Origin of the sequence: Pigmentiphaga sp. NML080357, from assembly GCF_002188465.1 — a bacterium.
Taxonomy (GTDB): Bacteria; Pseudomonadota; Gammaproteobacteria; order Burkholderiales; family Burkholderiaceae_B; genus Pigmentiphaga.
Genome location: NZ_NINW01000003.1, coordinates 249863 through 269193 on the forward strand (window position 1 = coordinate 249863; position 19331 = coordinate 269193).

Genomic DNA, 19331 nt, shown 5'->3' on the forward strand with positions numbered 1-19331 from the left:
TCATCCGGAGCAACACCATGACTTCTTTCGTTCCCATCCGCGGCCTGCACCACTTCGCCTACCGCTGCCGCGACGCCGAGGAGACCCGCCGTTTCTACGAAGACGTGCTGGGCCTGCCCCTCACCCACCTGGTACGGGCCGACACCATCCCGAGCACCGGCGAGAACTGCCCCTACGTGCACCTGTTCTTCGAGATGACCGACGGCAGCAGCGTGGCCTTCTTCGACCTGGGCGACGACCAGGCGGCCGAGCCTTCGCCCAACACGCCGCGCTGGGCCAACCACCTGGCGCTGCGGGTCGACTCGGTACAGGCGGTCGAGGAAGCGCGCGCGCGGCTGATCGCGGCCGGCGTGGACGTGCTGGGCCCGGTGGACCACGAGGGTTTCGTGCAATCGATCTATTTCTTCGATCCCAATGGCGTGCGGCTGGAGCTGACCACCCAGGTGGCCAGCGAGGAGGAAATGGCGGCGTACCGCGCCAGTGCCCGTGCCCTGTGCGACGCCTGGACGCAAGAGAAGGCCGCGCGCCGCGCGGCCGCCGCCCGCTGAACCGAAGGAACCCGCCCAGCATGAGCAACGACAGACAGGTCCATGACACCCAGGCGGAATGGGTGCACATCGAGTTTCCCGAACAGGCGGCGTTCAAGTCCGTCTATGGCTTTGCCGGTTCGCTCGGAACCATCCATCTCGAGGGCGTACGCTACGTGCCCCGGGGCGTGCCTTCCCGCACCCTGCTGGTCTACATGCACCCGGCCACCACGCTGCAGCTGCTGCCCATGCCGCGGGCCATGGCGGCGCGCGGCATGCACGTGCTGTGCGCGGGCAGCCGCTACGCCCGCAACGACAGCGCCCTCATCATGGAGAACGTGGTGGTGGACCTGGGCGCCTACATCCGCCATGCCAGGGAAGTCTGGGGTTACGAGAAAGTCGTGCTGATGGGCTGGTCCGGCGGCGGCTCGCTCTCGCTGTTCTACCAGTCGCAGGCCGAACGTCCCACCATTACCCACACGCCGGCGGGCGATCCCTGCGCCATTACCACCGCCGGCCTGATCCCGGCCGACGCCCTGATTTTCCAGGCGGCCCACGTGTCGCGGGCCGTCACCTTCGCCGACTGGATCGATCCCAGCGTCATCGACGAAAACGACCCCGACCGGCGCGACCCGGAACTGGATCTCTACCATCCCGACCGCAAGCCGCCCTACTCGGCAGAGTTCCTCGCGCGCTACCGCGCGGCCCAGCTGGCCCGCATCCGGCGGCGCACGGCCTGGGTCAAGGAAACGCTGGAGACGCTGCGGCGCGGCAACGGCAAGGAGATGGAGCGCGGTTTCGCCACCCATCGCACGATGGCCGAACCGCGCTTCCTGGACGGCAGCATCGACCCCAACGACCGGCCGATCGGCACCTGCTTCATGGGCATTCCCGAGACGGCCAATAACGGCCCCATCGGACTGGCCCGGTTCTCCACGCTGCGTTCGTGGCTGTCGCAATGGTCGCCGGACGACACCAACGCGCATGGCGAGAAATGCGCCGCGGGCGTCCACGTGCCGCTGCTGGCGATCGAGCACTCGGCCGACGACGCCGTGCCGCAGCCGCACACCCGCCGCATTTTCGATGCGGCCGCCAGCCGCGACAAGAGCATGACCGTCATCAAGGGGGCCAACCACTACTTCGTCGGCCAACCCGAACATCTACAACAGGCAGGGGACCTATGCATCGACTGGCTGCGGCAGCGCAAGCTGCTTGATTGACCGGCGGGGCGTCGGCCCGCGGGACAGGTCCTGACGGCCCGGCAGACCGCCACTTCACCTGGCGACACGCATCGCATCCGGACGCCCGCGCGCGCCTGGAGGGCGTTGCTTTGCCTGTCGCCAGGCATGGTCCCGGGCCGGGAGGGGGAGCCCGGGAGCCGTCGTTCCCCTCGCTTGGCTTGGCGGGCAGGAGGCAGACACGGGAGAGCCCGCTCCCGGCACGGCAGTCGTTCATCCATCAAACAAGAGGAGACACCATGAAAACACGCATCGCGACATCCGCCGCGATCGGCGGCCTCGTGGCCGCCGCCCTGGCCGGCGCCGCCCAGGCGCAGACCAACGTCACGCTGTACGGCATCATTTCGGAGGGCCTGTCCTACACCACGAACGTCGGCGGCAAGAGCCTGACCGAACTCAAGGGCAACGTCATGCAGGTCTCGCGCTGGGGGCTGCGCGGCACCGAGGACCTGGGCGGCGGCACGCGCGCCCTGTTCAACCTGGAGAACGGCTTCTCGCCGGATACCGGCGTCTGGACCCAGGGCCGCCTGTTCGGCCGTACCGCCATCGTCGGCCTGGCCAACGACAAATGGGGCCAGCTCACCATCGGCCGGCAGATGGACGCCATGTCGCAGACCCTCGCGGGTTACGAATCGGCCATCCAGTTCGCCTCCATCGGTACCCACATCGGCGACAACGACAACCTCTTCCCGGTCGCGCGCGTCAGCAACTCGGTGCAGTACATGCACAGGTTCTCCGGCTTCCAGTTCATCGGCGTCTACGGCGCAGCGGAAAAGCCCGGCGACTCCAAGGACAACCGCAGCATCAGCGCCGGCCTGGGCTACACCCGGGGTCCCTGGTCGATCAGCGCGGCCTTCCACGACATGCGCCGGCCCAACAGCGCCACCAATCCCAACGGCGCCGTCTACGGCGACTGGGGCGTCACCTCGCCCTTCGTCACCAGTCCGGGCGGGGCCGGCGTGGAGCGCCAATCCATGTACGGCGCCGGGACCTCCTACGCCATCACCCCGGCGCTGAAGGTGTCGGCCCTGTACACGCACAGCAAGTTCGACTACTTCGACAACAGCGACCTGAAGCTGTCCAACTACGAAGGCACGATCACCTACTTCATCAATCCCAGCACGCTGGTGGGAGCCGGCTACATCTTCACCGACGGCAAGTACAGCAGCAACGGCAACAAGCCCAAGTGGCACCAGCTCAACCTGGGCATCGACTACTTCCTGTCCAAGCGCACCGACATCTTCCTGGTGGGCATCTACCAGAAGGCGGCCGGCGACGCGCGGTACGCGCAGATCTTCAGCAACCTGCCGTCGGACTCGAAGACGCAGATGTCCGTCATCGCCGGGATACGGCACAAGTTCTGAGGAACCCGCGGGCCGCCGCCGAAGGCTCGCGCGGCGGCCCGCCACGGCGTTCAGCGAGGCGCCAGCCGGAAATCGTAGTGCGCCTCCCAATAGGGCCGGTCCAGCACGCGGCCGTCGCTGGCGGTTCCCGGGCCCATGCGCTCGAACGGCACGATGAGGCTGTCCCGCACGCCGAACACGACGTCCGTCTCCAGGTACGGGCTGTCCGCCACGAACAGATGCGTCGCCACGGGAACGTGCCCGTCGGCGGAGACGATCATATGGATATGCCCGGGCCGGTTGGGGTCCCGCCCCATGCGCTCGATCATGCGCCCCACCGGACCGTCCATGGGAATCGGGTAGAAGCTCGGGCGGATGGACCAGAACCAGTAGCGTCCGCCCTCGTCCGTGCGGATGCGGCCGCGCGCCAGCATCTGCGTATTGCCCTCCAGCTGCATGTCGTAGACGCCTTCGCCGTCCCCGGACCAGATGTCCAGCAGCGCCCCGGCCAGGGGGCGGCCTTCGGTGTCGGTCACCCGGCCTTGATAGAACGCCGGCTCGCCGCGCACGCCGGCCCCCAGGTCGGCGCCCAGCGGCAGCTCGGGCGCGCCTTCCCAATAGTAGGGTCCCAGCACCGTCGCTTCCGTCGCCGGCGTGGCGGCGCCGGCGGCCGCGCCGCTCGCCCGGGCCTGCGCCAGCGCGACGACCAGCATGGACAGTCCCAGCGTATCGGAAAGCAGGATGAACTCCTGTCGCTTGTCGTCGCATGTCTGGCCGACCGCCGTCAGGAACTGGATCGCCCCCATCCACTCCTCGGGACGCAGGTCTACCTTGCGCGCGAAGGCGTGCAGATGCTCGACGAGCTGGGTCATGACGAAGCGAAAGCGTTCATCCTCGCAGCCCGACAAGGTGGCAATGACTTCTTCGGTCAGATCCAGCGCACATGTGTCCGGTGCATTCATTTTCATGTCTCCTGATTTCCTGTTGCGTGGGGCGGCGGCAATCCCCGCCCGGCGGGCGCTCCGGCACGGCCGGCGTCCCGCCGTGATAATCTGGCCCCCCTTCCTGTGGAGAGAGGCGGCCGGCCGCCGCACGCCATGGAACTTCGCCATCTACGATACTTTTCCGCCCTGGCGGAATGCCTCAACTTCACGCGGGCGGCCGAACGCGTCCACGTGACCCAGTCCACGCTCTCGCACCAGATACGGCAGCTGGAAGAAGAGCTCGGACATGTGCTGTTCGAGCGCATCGGCCGCAAGGTCATGCTCACCGAGGCCGGCGAGACCTTCCTCGGATACGCATCCCGGGCATTGCGCGAAGTCGACCAGGGATTGGGCGAGCTGCGGCAGGCATCGGGTTCGCTGAAAGGCGAAGTCCGGATCGGCGCGACGCTCACCTTCAACATGAACTTCCTGCCGGAATGCCTGGCGCGGTTCATGGGCAGGCATGCGGGCGTGAAGATCGTCGTCGAGGAGCTGTCCGCCCAGGACATCGCCAACGGCCTCATCGCCGGACAGCTCGACGTCGGGGTGGCATACCAGCCCCCCGACCCGCAGGCCCTGTGGTTCGAGCCGCTGCACAGCGAGGAAATGGTCCTCGTGGTCTCGTCCTCGCACCCATATGCCCGGCGGCGGCGCGTCGGCATGGTGGAATTGCACAAGCAGCCTCTCGTGCTGCTGTCGTCGCAATTCACCACGCGCCGCCTGCTGGACGAATGCTTCGCCAGCTGCGGCGCGCAGCCGCTGGTCGTGGTCGAGATGAACGCAGTCATGCCCATGATCGGCCTGGTCGCCAAGACGCAGTTGGGAACGATCATCTCGGAGCATGCCGTGCCGGAACGCAGCGACATCTGCGTGCTCCCATTGGAAAACCCCAATCCACTGCGCACGCCGGGACTGCTGTGGAAGCGCGGAGCGCCGCAGTCGCCCGCGGCGAAGGCGCTCGCCACGGAGATCCGGCGCACGGCGCTCAAGCGCAGCCTGCGCAAGTTCACGGCCGCGCCGCCGGACAAGGCATAGCGCCCGCCCTGCGCCGCCGCGTCAGCGCCGCGCGGCCAACCGCTCACGCGCCGCCCCGAGGACCGCATCGTTATGTTCGCCGAGCGTGGGCGGCGCCGTGACCTCCGTTCCCCGCTGGCCATCGAAGCTGACGGGCGAGCGCACGGTCCGCCAGCGTCCCACGGTCGGATGCTCAGTCTCGATCTCCAGCTGCAGGTGCCTGGCCTGGGGATCGGCCAGCGCCTCGCTGGTGTCGTACATGGGAGCATGCGGCACATCCTGGGCCTCGAGCCGGGCGCACCAGTAGGCGCGGGGATGGCGGGCGAACGCCTCGCCCAGTATCCCGATGAGATCGTCCTGGTGGCGGATGCGTCCCTCCCTCGTCGAAAAGCGGGGATCGTCCAGCAGGCCCGGCTGCTCGATCGCCAGCGCCAATCCCCGCCAGAACTTCTCGGGCGAGGACATGTGCAGGGCCACCCATTTGCCGTCCTGGCACTCCAGCACATAGGACTGGGAGACGCTCGGGCGGCTGAAGGGTCCCATGATTTCCCCTTCGGAGAAGTAGTGGGTAAAGGCGTCCAGATTGAAATGGCACATCGCCTCCAGCATCGACACGTCCACCCGCCGGCCCACGCCCGTACGCTGTCTCTCGATCAGCGCGCCCATGATTCCGTAGGCCGCATAGAAGCCGGTCAGCGCGTCCGCCATCGCCGGACCGACCACCCGCGGGTTCGCCGGATTGACCAGGAGGCGCAGATAGCCGCTGGCCGCCTGCGCCACGGTATCGTAGGCCGGCCGCCGCGCGGCCGGGCCGTCCTGGCCGAAGCCGCTGATGGCGCAATAGACGAGCCGGGGATTGATCCCGCGCAGCCGTTCGCAGCCGGCGCCCAGGCGCTCCGCCGCGCCGGGGCGGAAGTTCTGGATGTAGACGTCCGCTTCCCGCACCAGTTCGTCGAACACCGCGGCGTCGCCGGCCGCCTTGGTGTCCAGCGTGACGCTCTTCTTGTTGCGGTTGTAGGTCTGGAAATGCGGGCTGTAGAGCCCGCCCCGGAATGCCCGGAACGGGTCCCCGGTCTGCGGCTGTTCGATCTTGATCACCTCCGCGCCCAGGTCGGCCAGCAACATGCCGGCCGCCGGCCCGGTGATGAATGTCCCCTGTTCGAGAACCCTGATTCCCTCGAGTACCTTGGGCATAGATGCTTCCGTTGAAATGCGTGGTCAATGCGTTTCGTGCCTGTCTCAATCGACCCGGATGTTGCGCGTCTTGGCGATGCGCCCGTAGATTTCGGCGTCCCGCCGCACCATCGCAGCCATGTCGGCACGGCTCACGCCCAGCGGCTCGGAGTTGAGATCCCTTATGCGGCGCTGCAGACCGGCATCCTGGCTCGCCGCAAGCATGGCCGCGTGCAGCCGTTCAAGCACGGCCGGCGGCGTGGCGGCGGGCGCCCAGAAACCGTGCCAGGACATCATCGCCAGATCGGGCACGACTTCGGCAAAGGTGGGGGTATCCGGCAGCGCGGGATGGCGCTGGGGTCCGGAATAGGCCAGCGGCTTGACCTTGCCGGCCGCGATCAGGGGATAGGCGCTCGCCATGGGCTCCAGCACCACGTCCACCTGCCCGCCCATGAGATCGGGAATCGGCGAGGTGCGGTAGGGCACGTGCAGCATGTTGGTCCCGGTCTCGTCCTTGAGCCATTCCATTACGAGGTGGGAGGGGCTGCCCGCGCCATAAGAGGCGTGCGAGATCGCGCCAGGCCTGGCCTTGGCCTGGTCCAGCAGGGCCCGCAAGGATTTGGCCGGGAACTGCGGGCCCGAGATGAGCACCAGGCCCTGGCTCATCGTCGTGGAAACCGGCACGAGGTCCTTTTCCGGCTGGAACGGCAGCTTGCCGTAGATGGACGGATTGATGGTGAACGCCGTCGAGACGTTGTAGAGGATGGTGTAGCCGTCGGCCGGAGACTGGGCCACCGCGGCCCCCGCCAGATTGCCGGCCGAGCCTGGCTTGTTCTCGATGACGAAGGGCACGCCCAGGTTCTTGGTCGCATATTCGCCGTACATGCGCGCGAACACGTCGGGCGGCGTGCCCGCCGCGAACCCCACGATCACGCGTATGGGCTTGCTGGGCCACTCCGGCGAGGCCGCCGGCGCCGGCGTCGAGGCGAAGAGAGCCAGGCCGCAGCATGCGGCCAGCAGTGTTCCGAATTTCATTCGATGTCTCCGGTTCTCGTTTTTCAGGAAGCCGCTATCCCGGCGGCGGCGGGGATCAACGGTTGGCGGACGGCGCTCCGTCGCTCCAACCTGGGGGAAGTTCGCCTTCGTAGGCCACTTCGCGCGTGGCCTGATAGGAAAGCGCGAATCCGATGGACTGTTCGAGCTCTTCGGCGAGGTGCGCGACCAGCCCCGCCGTCCTTGCCAGGATGGGAACGCCTTTCAAGGCCGTTACCGGATAGCCGACATCCAGCAGCACGGCGGGAATCGCCGCCGATACATTGAGCTTGAGCTCCTTGCCGAGCACGGCGGGTATGGTCCGTTCGACGGCCTCGGCGATGGCGACGAAACGCGCTTTCCTGCCGTGCCGGTCCGCAACGCCGAACAAGGCATCGACGCGGGGGTCGCGGGCCTTGTGCAGCGGATGTCCATAGCCGGGAATGGCGCGGCCCGCGGCCCGATAGGCGCGGATCACGGACTGCGCCGCCGCATCGATGTCGCCCTGCGGACCGGCTTCGCGGTCGATCTCGCTGAACATGCGGCCGGCGTTCTCGGCGGCTCCCAGTATTACGGAACCGCAGCCGAGAATGCCCGCCGCCACTGCCCCTTGGAGCGCCTCGGGCGCCGCCGCCAGCGTCATCCGGCTGGCCTGGACGCTGGGCACCAGGCCATGTTCGGCGATGGCCACGAGTGTCGCATCGAGGATCGCCGACGTCGCCGCGTCGGGGCGACGTCCGGTGACCAGAAAGTGGAAGTAGTCGGTGAACGACAGCTTGCCGATGAGCTCGGCACAAAGGTCCTGCCCCCGAACCACGATGCGATGCTCGTCCGAAGTCGAGATACGGGTCCTGGGCCGGGTTTCCTTGCCGATCTTCATGCCGTCATCCTCCGCTTGCTGTCGTTGGCGACATCTTAGGCAAGCCGCACCGAAGACAGAAATGATGATGGTCAATGCAATCCATCGTTGGTGTCGATGGATGGGAGGAAGCGGAAGGTGCCGGCTCAGCGGCGCGGGGCGATGGCCGAGCCGCGGGCGATAAGTTCCGGCCGGATGCGGATGCGGCGTGGCGCGGACACCGGCCCTCCGGCGGCGTCCCTGGCGTCGATGCGGGCAAGGAGCAGTCCGGCGGTGGATTCGGCCAACGCATCAATGGGCAGCCGGATGGCCGCCAGCGGCGGTGTCGTCAATTCGTACCACTTGGGGTCGCCGTAGCCCACCACCGAGATGTCCGACGGAATGGACAGGCCATGTTCGCGGATGACCGCCAGCGCGACGATGGTCAGCTCGGAACTGCCGATGACCACCGCGGTGGGCCGCTCTCGCGCGGCCAACAGCCGGCGCATGGCCTCGGCGCCGTACTCCTGGCGCGGCGGCACCTGCACGACCAGATCGGGGTCCGGTTCCAGTCCCGCCTCGGCATGGGCCTTCACGAAGCCACGCAGGCGGTCCCGGCCGGGCTTGATGCGCGCGTATCCGCCCACGTAGCCGATGCGCCGGTGGCCCAGCGCCAGCAGGTGGGCCGCCGCGTCATGCGCCGCCGCGGCATCGTCCATCGCCACCACGTCGGTGGCCAGCGCCGCGACGCTGCGTATCAGTTGCACCGCGGGCGTGCCGGCCAGCAGTTCGACCGTGCGGGGCAGGGGCGCCGGTGAAGGCGTGATGACGATCCCGGCGGCGCGGGCCTGGATCAGCGCCTGGACTTCGCCGCACTCGGCGTCGGGATCGTCCTCGGTGATCGCCAGCACCATCTGGAAGCCGGCGTCCCGGCAGCGTTCGGCCAGGCGCTTGGCGATGGCGCTGTAGAAATCGTTCTGGATGTCGGGGATGACCAGTCCCACCAGCGGGCTGGCGCCGCCCCGCAGGATGCGCCCGGAGGCGTTCAGCACGTAGCCCAGTTCCCGCGCCGCCTGCCGCACCCGCGCCTTGGTGTCGTCGCTGAGCTTGGGATGATCGTTCAGCGCGCGCGAGACGGTGGTGTGCGAAATGCCCAGCGCTGCAGCGATGTCCTTGATGGTGACGGGACCGTGGGCGGGCTTGGAACTGGCCATGGGCTTCCTGTGGGCATCCGGTGCCCAGAGTGTACCCGTCCGCCTGTCCGCGCGCGGGCAGGCGGCCACTGCAGGCACGCGGCTATTGCACGCTGATGCCGGCGTCCTTGACGATGCGCGCCCACTTGGCGAGGTCCTCCTTGATCACGCCGGCGAAGGCCTGCGGCGAGTCGCCGATGGGTTCGCCGCCCAGTTCCTGGAAACGGCGCCGCACGTCGTCGGCCTGCAGGATGCGCGCCAGTTCGGCATGCAGCTTATCGATGACGGGCGCGGGCGTGCGGGCCGGCGCCAGGATGCCGTACCACGACGAGACATCGAAGCCCGGCACGCCGCCCTCGGCCACGGTGGGAATGTCGGGCGCCCCGGCCGCGCGCTTGCCCGAGGTCATCGCGATGGCCTTGAGCTTGCCGCTCTTGATGAAGGGGTCCGCGGTGGCCAGCGCCGTCACCAGCAGCGGCACCTGTCCGCCCACCACGTCCGTGACCGCCTGCCCGCCGCCCTTGTAGGCCACGTGCGACATGCGTATGCCCGTGCGGGACTTCAGCAGTTCGCCCGCCAGATGGCCGGTGCTGCCCAATCCCGCGGACGAGAAATCCAGGTCGGCGTCGGCGCGCCTGCCCAGGGCCACGAGCTCGGGCAGCGTGGAGGCCTTCAGCTGCGGATTGGCGACGATGATCAGCGGCACCAGCACCACCCGCGACACTGGCGCGAGGTCGCGCTCGACGTCGAAGGGCAGCTTCTGGTACAGGCTGGGATTGATCACCATGGTGCCGTCGGCGGCGAACAGCAGCGTATAGCCGTCCGGCTCGGCCTTGGCGACGATGTCCGTGCCGATGTTGCCGTTGGCGCCGGGCCGGTTCTCGACCACGACCTGCTGGCCGAAGGCGGTGGAGAGCTTCTGGCCCACCAGCCGCGCGAACACGTCGCTGGTGCCGCCCACCGCGAACGGGACGATCAGGCGGATGGGCTTGTCGGGATAGCGGGCGGCGGGCTGGGCGGACGCCGGTCCGGGATTTGCCAGCAGCAGGGCGGGAAGCAGGCTGGCGGCAAGCGCGAGGCGCCGCCCGCGGCCGCATCGTCGGGTATCGGGGTCCATATGCATGTCTCCTCTGGCGTCTGTGCGCCTCGATGGTGAGTCAGTCCGGACCGGTCTCGGCCAGTCGCCGCCTGACGTATTCCACCAGCCCGCCCTGCCGGATCATGTCGGCCAGGAAGGGCGGATGGACGGGAAACGGGTAGGCGCGCGATCCCAGCCAGACCTGTCCGCCGTCCAGGTCCACCCGGATCGCGTCGCCTTCACGGGCGTCGCGGACCGCGTCCGGGCAGGCCACCAGCGGCAGCCCGTTGTTGAGCGCGTTGCGAAAGAAGATGCGGGCGAAGCTCTCGGCCACGATGCACGAGATGCCTGCCGCCTGCAGCGCCAGCACCGCATGCTCGCGCGAGGAACCACAGCCGAAGTTGCGGCCCGCGACCAGCACGTCGCCGGGCCGGACCCGTGCGGCGAATCCGGGGTCCAGCGGTTCCATGCAATGGCGGGCCAGCACTTCCGGACGATGCGAGGTCAGGTAGATGGCGGGAATGATCACGTCGGTGTCGATGTCGTCGCCGAAACGGCGCACTGTTGCGCTGACTTGCGTCACAGCGCCTCCGGATGGATGAGTTCGCCCGCCACGGCGCTGGCCGCCGCGACGTGGGCGTTGGCCAGATAGACCTGGGAACCCGGATCCCCCATGCGGCCGCGGTAGTTGCGGTTGGTGGTCGCCACGCAGACCTGCCCCTCGGCCAGCACGCCCGTGCTCAGCCCGGCGCAGGCGCCGCAGGTCGAGGGCGACACCAGCGCGCCGGCCTCGGCGAAGATGTCGATCAACCCCTCGGCCAATGCCTGCCGGTAGATGTCCCGCGTGGCCGGCACGACCACGCAGCGCACGCCGCGCGCCACCTTGCGTCCGCGCAGGATGGCCGCGGCCTGGCGCAGGTCGGTCAGGGTGCCGTTGGCGCAGTTGCCGATGTAGGCCTGGTCCACCCGCACGCCGCGCACCTCGGCCACGGGCGCCACGTTGCCGGGCGAGTAGGGCTTGGCGCACAGGACCGGCAGCGTCTCCAGCGCCACCTGCAGGCGGCCGGCATAGTCGGCGTCCGCGTCCCCGTGCTCGATCATGCCTGCGCCGCCGGTTGCGCGCCGTGCCCATGCCCGCGTCGTGTCGTCGGGCGGCACGATGCAGGTCTTGGCGCCGGCTTCCACCGCCATGTTGCACAAGGCCATGCGCTCGTCCATGGTCACTCCGCCCATGCCGGGGCCGCCGAACTCCATGCTTTGGTAAGCCGCCCCGTCCACGCCCAGGCGCTGGAGCAGGTGCAGGATGAGGTCCTTGCCGGTTACGTAGGCCTGCCGCAGGCCATGGAACTCGATGCGCAGCGTGCCCGGAACGGTGAACCACAGCTCGCCCATCGCCAGCGCCGCCGCGATGTCGGTGGAACCCATGCCTATGCCGATCGCCCCGAAGGCGCCATAGGTGCAGGTATGGGAATCGCCGCCGACGATCAGGTCGCCGGGCCGCACCAGCCCCAGCTCGGGAAGCAGGGTGTGCTCGATCCCGCCCGTGCCGATGTCGTAGTGGTGCCGCACGCCGTGCTCGTCGGCGAAACGCTGGAGCGACCGCAGCGCGCGCGCCGAGGCCACGTCCTTGGGCGGCGCGAAATGATCGCCCACCAGCACCGCCAGGTCCGGCTGGCGCAATCGCCGCACGCCCATCTGCGCCAGCCGTTCGAAGGCGATCGGCCCGCTGACGTCGTTCAACAGCGCGCGGTCGATACGGGCCGTCACGATCTCGCCGGCGCGCACACGGTTCTTGCCGGCATGCCGGGCGAAGATTTTCTCGGTGGCGGTCATGCCCATGGCGGTTCCCGGTGAGCCTTCAACGCGCGGCGCGGCGCTCGCGTTGGCGGACGAGCGCCGACAGCGTCGCGTTGACCGGAGCCTGCATTCCCGCCAGCGCGGCTTCCCTGGGCACGGCGCCGTTGATCACGTCGATCTCGCTCGGCCTGCCGTTCTCCAGATCCTGCAGCAGAGACGGCTTGGCATTGGGAATCTTGGCGCCGAATGCGCGCACGTGGGCCACCGGGTCCTGCACGGCCAACGCAACGCCGCGCGCCCGCGCGACCTCCCAGGCCTCGATTGCCGCGGCCCGGCTGACCGGTCCCATGTCGACGTCGTCCATGACCTCGCCCACCGTCATGCCGGTCAGCGCGCACGGCGCGCTATAGGCCACGTTGCAGATCAGCTTCTCCCACTGCATGACGGCGATGTTGTCCACGGCCTCGGCCTTGAAGCCGGCCGCGCGCCACAGGGCCGCGATGGCATCCACCTGCTCGCGCGCCAGCGTCGAGTAGGCGCCCATGCGGATGATCTCCATCCCGTTGTGGAAGGTGTGGGCGGGGCCGCGCATCTGCGCGCCGAAGCCGCCGGCGATGCCCACCGCCACCCGCTCCGCGCCGACCGCCCGCGCCACCAGGTCCGCGCTGCCCATGCCGTTCTGGATCGTCAGCACGCGGGTGGCCGGTCCCACGGCCGGAGTCAGCCGGCCCGCCGCCTCGGCCACGTGGGCGGCCTTGACCGCCACCACGATCAGGTCCATGGGTTCGGCGGGCACCTGCTCCAGTGCGCGCACCCGCACCACCCGGTCGCCGCTCGCGCCTTCCACGCGGAGCCCACGCTCCTGCATGGCGGCTACGTGTTCCGTCCAGGTGTCCACCGCCACCACGTCGTTGCCGCCGCCCGCCAGCAGGCCGGCATAGATGGAGCCCATGGCCCCGCAGCCCATCACCAGGATCTTCATGCGCGTCTCCTTCACGCCAGCAGTTGTCCGATAGCCTCGCGCAACTCCGGCTTGCGCTCCAGCCCGAAGCCCGGCGCGTTCGACGGCGCGATGCGGCCATCGCCCGCCACACACTCGTCACCATAGCCGCCGAAGGGCTGGAACACGCCGGGATAGGCCTCGCAGCCGCCCAATTGCAGCCCCACGGCGATGTGCAGGTTGATCAGGTGGCCGCCATGGGGATAGAGCTGCGCGCGCCGGTAGCCGTGGGCCTCCATCTCGGCCAGGATGCGGGCGTACTCCGTCAGGCCATAGCTCAGCCCCGCGTCCATCTGGAAGATGTCCCGGTCCGGCCTCATACCGCCGAAGCGCATGAGGTTCCGCGCATCGGCAGCCGAGAACAGGTTTTCGCCCGTGGCCACCGGCCCCGGGTAGTGTTCGATGAACCGGCGGTTGGCGTCGAAATCCAGCGGGTCGCAGGCTTCCTCGAACCATCTCAGGCCGTAGGGCGCCAGGGCGTGGGCATAGGCCGCCGCCTCGTCGATGGAAAAGCGGCCGTTGGCATCGACCGCCAGCCGGGCGCCCTCGCCCGCGACCTCCAGCGCCGCCTCGACCCGCGCGATGTCGGTGGCCAGGTCGGCGCCGCCTATCTTCATCTTGAAGGCCGGGAATCCCATGTCGCGATAGCGCTGCAGCTCGTCGCGCAGGATGGCGCACGGATCGCCGGGATAGTAGTAGCCGCCCGCCGCATAGACGTCCACGTCGTCGCGCAGGCGCGAGACACCGTGCGCGCGGCCTATGGTCTGGAATGCCGGCTCGTCGTCCAGCTTGGCGTTGAGGTCCCAGAATGCCAGCTCCAGCGCGGCCACCGCCGCCGCCCGGTCGCCATGGCCGCCGGGTTTTTCGTTGCGCATCGCGCAGGCATGCACCTTCGCGGGATCGAAGCGGCGGCCCGACGCATCCAGCAGGGATTCCGGCCGGGCCGCCAGCAGGCGCGGGAAGAAGCGCTCGCGCAGCAGCCCTCCTTGCGCATAGCGGCCAATGGAGTCGAAAGCGATGCCGGCCACCGGCCTGCCGCCACGCACGACGTCGGTGATCACGGCGACCAGCGACACGGTGTGCTCAGAAAAATTGACCAAGGCGTTGGAGATGTCGCCGCGCAGCGGGACCGTCAGTTCCCGCAGCTCCTTGATGATCATGGTGACGCTTCCTTTCGGGGATGTTTGCGGCGACCCGGCCGGCCGCAGCTTTTCATCCTGGCCGCCAGGATAAATGCACACGTGTGCATCAGTCAAGCGATCCCTCCACCGGGGGGAAACCCGCGCCCCCGCCATGCTATCGTCATGGCCAGTCCGGCCGCCCCGCGGCCTCCGATACGGCACGCCACCATGGACGCTCTCAACGCATTCTTTTCGACCCCGGTCATCCGGGCCATCTGGACCGACCAGGCGGTAACCGCCGCCATGATCCGCTTCGAGGCCGAACTGGCCGCCGCCCAGCGCGACTGCGGCGTCATCCCGGCCGAGGCGGCGGCGATCATCATCGCCACCTGCTCGTCGTTGTCCGTAGACGCCGGCAAGCTCGCGGCCGACGCCCGCGTGGCGGGCACCCTGGCCATCCCCCTGGTCAAAATGCTCAAGGCCGCCGTCTCGAAAAAGGACGAAGGCGCCGCCGCCTACGTGCACTATGGCTCGACCAGCCAGGATCTGGCCGACACCGCCATGGTCACGCTGGCCAGGCAGTCGCTGGACCTGCTGCGGACCGAACTGGTCCGGCTCGGCAACGCGCTGGCCGCCCAGGTCGAGGCTCATCGGCACACGCCGCTGCTGGGCCGCACGCTGATCCAGCCCGCGGCGCCCGTCACCTTCGGCTGGAAGGTCGCCGGCTGGCTCGATGCCGCGGGGCGCAGCAGCGTGGCCCTGAAACGCGCGGGCGACGAAGCCTGCACGCTGCAGTTCGGCGGTGCCAACGGCACGCTGGCCACCCACTACGGCGAAGGCCAGCGCGTCGCGCGGGCGCTCGCCGACCGGTTGGGCCTGCGCGTACCCGCCATCTCGTGGCAGGGCGGCCGCGACCGCGTGGCGCGGCTGGGCAGCGAACTGGCCATCCTGTGCGGCGCGCTGGGCAAGATCGGCCGCGACCTCTCCCTGCTCATGCAGGCCGAGGTGGCCGAAGCCTTCGAGCCCACCGGCGAAGGCCGCGGCGGTTCGTCGGCCATGCCGCACAAGCGCAATCCCGTCTCCAGCATGTACCTGCTGGATGCCTCGTACCGCGCGCCGGCCCTGGCCGGCATCCTGGCGGGCGAACTGACTTCCGAGCACGAGCGAGGCCTGGGCACCTGGCCGAACGCGCTGCCGGTGCTGGCCGACCTGTTCAGCCTCGCGGCCAGCAGCATTGCCGCAGCCATCGACATCGCCGAAGGCATGCGCGTCGATGCCGCGGCCATGCAGGCCAACATCGACCGCCTGTACGGCGTGGTCTATTCCGAAGGCATCTCGCTCAAGCTGTCGGCCCTGCTCGGGCCCGCGCAAGCGCAGCGCATCGTCGGGCAGGTGTGCGAAAAGGCCATTTCCACGCGCACGCCGGTGGCCGAACTGCTCAAGCAACTACCCGAAGTGACCGCCGTCCTCGGCACGGACGAGATCGACACCCTGGCCGGCCCGCAGCCGCAGATCGCCGCGTGCCAGCCCATGTGCAGCGCCGTGCTGTACCAATGGCAGGAACAGAAAACCCTTATCCAGGAGGACTAGAACATGCCCCACGTTGTGAGCGGCGACGCCCGCATCTACTGGCGCAGCGACGGCGACGAGAGCCTGCCGCCGCTGGTGCTCGGCAATTCCATCGGCACGGACTTCGCGGTCTGGGACGACGTGCTGCCGCGCCTGATGCGCCACTTCCGCGTGATCCGCTTCGACGCCCGCGGCCACGGCGCCTCGGATGCGCCGGCCGGCGACTATACGCTCGAACAGCTCGGCAATGATCTCGACGCGATCGCCACGGCCGCCGGCTGCGAGACCTTCGACTATGCCGGCGTGTCGCTGGGCGGCATGGTGGGCATGTGGTACGGCATCAACAAACCCGGCCGCCTGCGCCGGCTGGCGCTGTGCAACACCTCCGCCCAGATGGACCCCAAGGCCTGGCAGACGCGCATCGACACCGTGCGCGCCAACGGCATGGCCAGCATCGTTGACATGGCGATGGGCCGGTTCTTCACGCCGGAGTACGTGGCGCGCAACAGCGTGGCCTACCAGCGCGTGCGCAACACCTTCCTGCAGACGTCTCCCACCGGCTACACCGGCTGCTGCGCCGCCATCCGCGACATGCAGATTGCCGACGACCTCGCGCGCATCAACGTGCCCACACTGGTCATCACCGGCGAACGCGACGTCTCCACGCCGCCGGCCACGGGCGAGTTCATTGCCGGCAAGATCCCGGGCGCCACGACGCGCATGCTGCCCGCCGCCCACATCGCCGCGAGCGAAGTGCCGGTGCAGTTCTGCGATGCCCTCATCGAGTTCCTGACCGAACCGCCGGTCGTGACCGAGCAGGACCGCTACGACTATGGCATGGCCCGCCGCCGCCAGGTGCTGGGCGCGAGCTACGTCGATGCGCGCAACGCCGCGATCACGCCGTTCAACCGCCGCTTCCAGGCCTTCATCACCCGCTACGCCTGGGGCGAGGTCTGGACTTCCAGCCGCTTCGAGGACACGACCCGCCGCATCGCCGTGCTGTCGATGATGCTCGCCCTGGGCCGCTGGGAAGAGTTCGAAATGCACGTGGCCGCCGCGCTGCGTGCAGGCATCGAGCCCGAGGTGATCGAGGAAACGCTGGTGCAGGCCGCCATTTATTGCGGCGTGCCGGCCGCCAATACGGGGTTCCATCTGGCCGGCAAGGTCATCGAGAAGCATAAGCAGGGCTGACCCCGCTTCCATGCGGGGCGTCTCTCGTCGAGACACGATGAAGTCGTACCAGTTGCCGCCATTGCCGCTCGTGCTCCGGGTCCCATCCAGCGTCAGATGCAGCTTGTCGTAGACGTGGAACACGGCACCCGGCGCCGTCGCGGCTGGAGTTGGCGAACAGCAAGGTGACGCTCGCCACCTTGGCATCCGCCCCGCCCGGTGGCGTGCAGTTCGTACGGCCGCGCCCGCGACGGATAAAAAAAGCCCGGATGGCGTTTGCCATCCGGGCTGCAAATGGGGGTGTGTCCTGAACCGCCAGGAGACGCCCCCTCCTTGAACGATCAGGCGCCTACGGGCTTGCCGTCGGTGCGGCGAACCACCACCGTGGCGGAACGGGCGTCGTTGCCGGCAACCGTGTTCCACCCCTTGTTCGGGTGCTGGATGTTGATGAAGAACGTGGTCAGGTCGGGCGTGTAGGCGATGCCCGTGATCTCGCAGCCCTGCGGCCCCACCAGGAAGCGCTTGGATTCGCCCGTTTCCTGGTCGATGTAGTACATCGAGTTGTTGCCGAAAATGCTGGTTACGCCGGAACCCGTGCCCGCATCGGTCTGCACCCACAGGCGGCCCTTGGGGTCGACCCGGATGCCATCGGGGCTGGAGAACTCATCGCCCTTGATGTTGCCCGTTACGTTGGCCGCGGCGCCATCGGCGGGGTCCTGACCAGCCAGCAGCAACAGTTCCCATTCGAAGGTCGTGGCCAGCGGCGAATCATTGCGCTCCTTCCAGCGCACGATGTGGCCATGCGAATTGTTGACGCGCGGGTTGGCGGCACTGGTCCGCATGCGGCTGCTATTGTTGGTCAATGTGCAGTAGACCGTCTTGTCCACGCCCACGGTGATCCACTCGGGGCGGTCCATCAGCGTGGCGCCGGCCACGCGAGCGGCGGCCTTCGTGTTGATCAGGACATCGGCCTGGTCGGCGAAATTGACGATAGCGGTCGGCGGCGGCTGGTCGGGACGGACCTGAGTGAAATTGCCCGGATCGATCGCGTTCAACGTCAGGTTGTTCTTGCCGTGCGTCAATTCGACCCAGTTGCCGCTGCCGTCATCGTTGAAGCGCGCGGCATACAGCGTGCCCTCGTCCAGCAGGTTCATGTTGTTGGCGCGATTGCTAGGATCGTACGGTTTGCTGGGCACGAACTTGTAGATGCAGCCGGGCGTGCCGTCATCGCCCATATAGAACGCAACGCGATTGTTCTCGCCCACCATATAGGCGGTGTTCTCGTGGTCGAAGCGGCCCATGGCCGTACGCTTGACGGCAGTCGAATTCGGATTTTGCGGATCAATCTCGACTACCCATCCATAACCCACTTCGGGCTGGGTGTTATCCCAGTAGTTATTGGTAGTTTCTTCGCAGGTCAGATACGTGCCCCAGGGCGTATCGCCGCTGGCGCAATTGTTCAGCGTGCCGACCACGGTGCCGGTAGCGCTCACCTTCGCGGCGGCCGGGCCGCTCACCTTGTAGACCGTGTTGCCGGTGTAACGCTTGTTATAGCGAGAGTTCGTATTCACGGACCACTTGCCATCGCCGCCACGCACGACTTCGATCACCGACACGCCCACGTTCGACAGGTTGGTCTTGACCTCCTCGTTCGTCAAGTCCAACGTAGCGTTATCCGTGTTCTCATGGTTGAGCACCAGCAAGCCGCCCTTGTTGGGGTCCACGCCTTCGAGCGGGTAGTAATGCATGCCGTCGTGCTGGCCGCCGGCCTGGGTCTCGGTGGCGGGCCACGACTGCTTCACACCTGCGTAACCCGCGGAACCGATCATGCACTTGTCGCCGGCCGAATACAGCACCTCGGCCACGTAGCCCTCGGGCACGGTTACCGTGTCGGCGGTGATCTTGTCGCCCAGCGGCTTGAACTTGACCGAGTAGTCGGGCCCCACCGGATCGGTGCCGCCGCCATCGCCGCCATCGCCGCCATTGCCCGGCCCCGGCGCGGCATCGTCGTCGTCCCCGCCACAGGCGGCCAGCGACGTCGCACCGAACACCGACAGGATCGACAGGCCGACGCTATTCCTCAGCAGCGTGCGGCGCGCGGGATTCGCGGCGACGATCTCGTCGAACATCTGGCCGGGAACGGTGACTTCCCCCTGCGCCTCGCGATACGGAGCGCGCAACTTATCTGTCAGGTAGGACATTCAAACCTCTTGGAATTGAGAACGGTCGTTAAGCTGTTTGTCAGCCGAACCGAG

17 protein-coding genes are annotated in these 19331 nt (G+C 68.2%); 6 read left to right on the forward strand and 11 right to left on the reverse strand.

All coding sequences use genetic code 11. From position 1 onward, the window contains the following. The first annotated feature begins 17 nt into the window (after nt 1-17). The 3 genes from CDO44_RS01375 to CDO44_RS01385 all read left to right on the forward strand — a co-directional run bounded on the left by CDO44_RS01375 (nt 18) and on the right by CDO44_RS01385 (nt 3129). Complete coding sequence (locus tag CDO44_RS01375; RefSeq protein ID WP_087778332.1) at nt 18-548, forward strand: VOC family protein; 531 nt, start codon at nt 18-20, stop codon at nt 546-548. Between the two features lie 20 nt (nt 549-568). Further along, complete coding sequence (locus CDO44_RS01380; RefSeq protein WP_087778333.1) at nt 569-1747, forward strand: S9 family peptidase; 1179 nt, start codon at nt 569-571, stop codon at nt 1745-1747. A gap of 257 nt (nt 1748-2004) precedes the next feature. Next, nucleotides 2005-3129 carry a porin gene (locus CDO44_RS01385; RefSeq protein WP_087778334.1) on the forward strand — a complete coding sequence of 375 codons (1125 nt, stop codon included), beginning with the start codon at nt 2005-2007 and terminating at the stop codon, nt 3127-3129. Between the two features lie 50 nt (nt 3130-3179). Here CDO44_RS01385 and CDO44_RS01390 read toward each other — a convergent pair whose 3' ends face one another. After that, nucleotides 3180-4070: a dioxygenase gene (locus CDO44_RS01390; RefSeq protein ID WP_087778335.1), complete on the reverse strand. Its 891-nt coding sequence runs from the start codon at nt 4068-4070 to the stop codon at nt 3180-3182. Nucleotides 4071-4205: 135 nt separating this feature from the next. Here CDO44_RS01390 and CDO44_RS01395 point away from each other — a divergent pair, with 135 nt between their 5' ends. Next, entirely contained in the window at nt 4206-5126 is a 921-nt protein-coding gene (locus CDO44_RS01395; RefSeq protein ID WP_087778336.1) for a LysR substrate-binding domain-containing protein, read from the forward strand. A 21-nt stretch (nt 5127-5147) separates the two neighbouring features. On the opposite strand, the gene CDO44_RS01400 is transcribed toward CDO44_RS01395, so the two are convergent. The 9 genes from CDO44_RS01400 to CDO44_RS01440 all read right to left on the reverse strand — a co-directional run bounded on the left by CDO44_RS01400 (nt 5148) and on the right by CDO44_RS01440 (nt 14376). Beyond that, nucleotides 5148-6299 (reverse strand): CaiB/BaiF CoA-transferase family protein, encoded by a 1152-nt coding sequence (locus CDO44_RS01400; RefSeq protein WP_087778337.1) that lies wholly within the window; start codon nt 6297-6299, stop codon nt 5148-5150. Nucleotides 6300-6344: 45 nt separating this feature from the next. Next, nucleotides 6345-7313: a tripartite tricarboxylate transporter substrate binding protein gene (locus tag CDO44_RS01405; protein WP_087778338.1), complete on the reverse strand. Its 969-nt coding sequence runs from the start codon at nt 7311-7313 to the stop codon at nt 6345-6347. Between the two features lie 55 nt (nt 7314-7368). Further along, nucleotides 7369-8190 (reverse strand): citryl-CoA lyase, encoded by an 822-nt coding sequence (locus CDO44_RS01410; protein ID WP_087778339.1) that lies wholly within the window; start codon nt 8188-8190, stop codon nt 7369-7371. A 125-nt stretch (nt 8191-8315) separates the two neighbouring features. Next, nucleotides 8316-9362 carry a LacI family DNA-binding transcriptional regulator gene (locus CDO44_RS01415; protein ID WP_087778340.1) on the reverse strand — a complete coding sequence of 349 codons (1047 nt, stop codon included), beginning with the start codon at nt 9360-9362 and terminating at the stop codon, nt 8316-8318. 82 nt (nt 9363-9444) lie between these two features. Continuing rightward, nucleotides 9445-10458: a tripartite tricarboxylate transporter substrate binding protein gene (locus CDO44_RS01420; protein WP_087778341.1), complete on the reverse strand. Its 1014-nt coding sequence runs from the start codon at nt 10456-10458 to the stop codon at nt 9445-9447. 40 nt (nt 10459-10498) lie between these two features. Continuing rightward, complete coding sequence (locus CDO44_RS01425; RefSeq protein ID WP_198951266.1) at nt 10499-11002, reverse strand: 3-isopropylmalate dehydratase small subunit; 504 nt, start codon at nt 11000-11002, stop codon at nt 10499-10501. Next, entirely contained in the window at nt 10999-12258 is a 1260-nt protein-coding gene (locus CDO44_RS01430) for a 3-isopropylmalate dehydratase large subunit (protein ID WP_087778343.1), read from the reverse strand. The genes CDO44_RS01425 and CDO44_RS01430 overlap by 4 nt, the downstream gene beginning before the upstream one ends. A gap of 19 nt (nt 12259-12277) precedes the next feature. Further along, nucleotides 12278-13198 (reverse strand): ketopantoate reductase family protein, encoded by a 921-nt coding sequence (locus tag CDO44_RS01435; RefSeq protein ID WP_087778344.1) that lies wholly within the window; start codon nt 13196-13198, stop codon nt 12278-12280. An 11-nt stretch (nt 13199-13209) separates the two neighbouring features. After that, nucleotides 13210-14376, reverse strand: coding sequence for an enolase C-terminal domain-like protein (locus CDO44_RS01440; RefSeq protein WP_087778345.1), 1167 nt, complete (start codon nt 14374-14376; stop codon nt 13210-13212). 189 nt (nt 14377-14565) lie between these two features. On the opposite strand from CDO44_RS01440, the gene CDO44_RS01445 reads away from it, so the two are divergent. Together CDO44_RS01445 and pcaD are read left to right on the forward strand one after the other, a co-directional pair. Further along, nucleotides 14566-15927, forward strand: coding sequence for a lyase family protein (locus CDO44_RS01445; RefSeq protein ID WP_158213185.1), 1362 nt, complete (start codon nt 14566-14568; stop codon nt 15925-15927). 3 nt (nt 15928-15930) lie between these two features. Beyond that, nucleotides 15931-17097 carry a 3-oxoadipate enol-lactonase gene (pcaD, locus tag CDO44_RS01450; protein ID WP_087778347.1) on the forward strand — a complete coding sequence of 389 codons (1167 nt, stop codon included), beginning with the start codon at nt 15931-15933 and terminating at the stop codon, nt 17095-17097. A gap of 320 nt (nt 17098-17417) precedes the next feature. Here pcaD and CDO44_RS01455 read toward each other — a convergent pair whose 3' ends face one another. Then, the gene (locus tag CDO44_RS01455) at nt 17418-19277 is read right to left on the reverse strand and encodes a PhoX family phosphatase (protein WP_087778348.1); all 1860 of its coding nucleotides are present in this window, start codon (nt 19275-19277) and stop codon (nt 17418-17420) included. Nucleotides 19278-19331 lie beyond the last annotated feature (54 nt).

Excerpts from the sequence above, each read along its gene's own strand:
- CDO44_RS01375 (WP_087778332.1), top strand. The coding sequence starts at position 18 with ATGACTTCTTTCGTTCCCATCCGCGGCCTGCACCACTTCGCCTACCGC.
- CDO44_RS01380 (WP_087778333.1), top strand. The coding sequence starts at position 569 with ATGAGCAACGACAGACAGGTCCATGACACCCAGGCGGAATGGGTGCAC.
- CDO44_RS01385 (WP_087778334.1), top strand. The coding sequence starts at position 2,005 with ATGAAAACACGCATCGCGACATCCGCCGCGATCGGCGGCCTCGTGGCC.
- CDO44_RS01390 (WP_087778335.1), bottom strand. The coding sequence starts at position 4,070 with ATGAATGCACCGGACACATGTGCGCTGGATCTGACCGAAGAAGTCATT.
- CDO44_RS01395 (WP_087778336.1), top strand. The coding sequence starts at position 4,206 with ATGGAACTTCGCCATCTACGATACTTTTCCGCCCTGGCGGAATGCCTC.
- CDO44_RS01400 (WP_087778337.1), bottom strand. The coding sequence starts at position 6,299 with ATGCCCAAGGTACTCGAGGGAATCAGGGTTCTCGAACAGGGGACATTC.
- CDO44_RS01405 (WP_087778338.1), bottom strand. The coding sequence starts at position 7,313 with ATGAAATTCGGAACACTGCTGGCCGCATGCTGCGGCCTGGCTCTCTTC.
- CDO44_RS01410 (WP_087778339.1), bottom strand. The coding sequence starts at position 8,190 with ATGAAGATCGGCAAGGAAACCCGGCCCAGGACCCGTATCTCGACTTCG.
- CDO44_RS01415 (WP_087778340.1), bottom strand. The coding sequence starts at position 9,362 with ATGGCCAGTTCCAAGCCCGCCCACGGTCCCGTCACCATCAAGGACATC.
- CDO44_RS01420 (WP_087778341.1), bottom strand. The coding sequence starts at position 10,458 with ATGGACCCCGATACCCGACGATGCGGCCGCGGGCGGCGCCTCGCGCTT.
- CDO44_RS01430 (WP_087778343.1), bottom strand. The coding sequence starts at position 12,258 with ATGGGCATGACCGCCACCGAGAAAATCTTCGCCCGGCATGCCGGCAAG.
- CDO44_RS01435 (WP_087778344.1), bottom strand. The coding sequence starts at position 13,198 with ATGAAGATCCTGGTGATGGGCTGCGGGGCCATGGGCTCCATCTATGCC.
- CDO44_RS01440 (WP_087778345.1), bottom strand. The coding sequence starts at position 14,376 with ATGATCATCAAGGAGCTGCGGGAACTGACGGTCCCGCTGCGCGGCGAC.
- CDO44_RS01445 (WP_158213185.1), top strand. The coding sequence starts at position 14,566 with ATGGACGCTCTCAACGCATTCTTTTCGACCCCGGTCATCCGGGCCATC.
- pcaD (WP_087778347.1), top strand. The coding sequence starts at position 15,931 with ATGCCCCACGTTGTGAGCGGCGACGCCCGCATCTACTGGCGCAGCGAC.
- CDO44_RS01455 (WP_087778348.1), bottom strand. The coding sequence starts at position 19,277 with ATGTCCTACCTGACAGATAAGTTGCGCGCTCCGTATCGCGAGGCGCAG.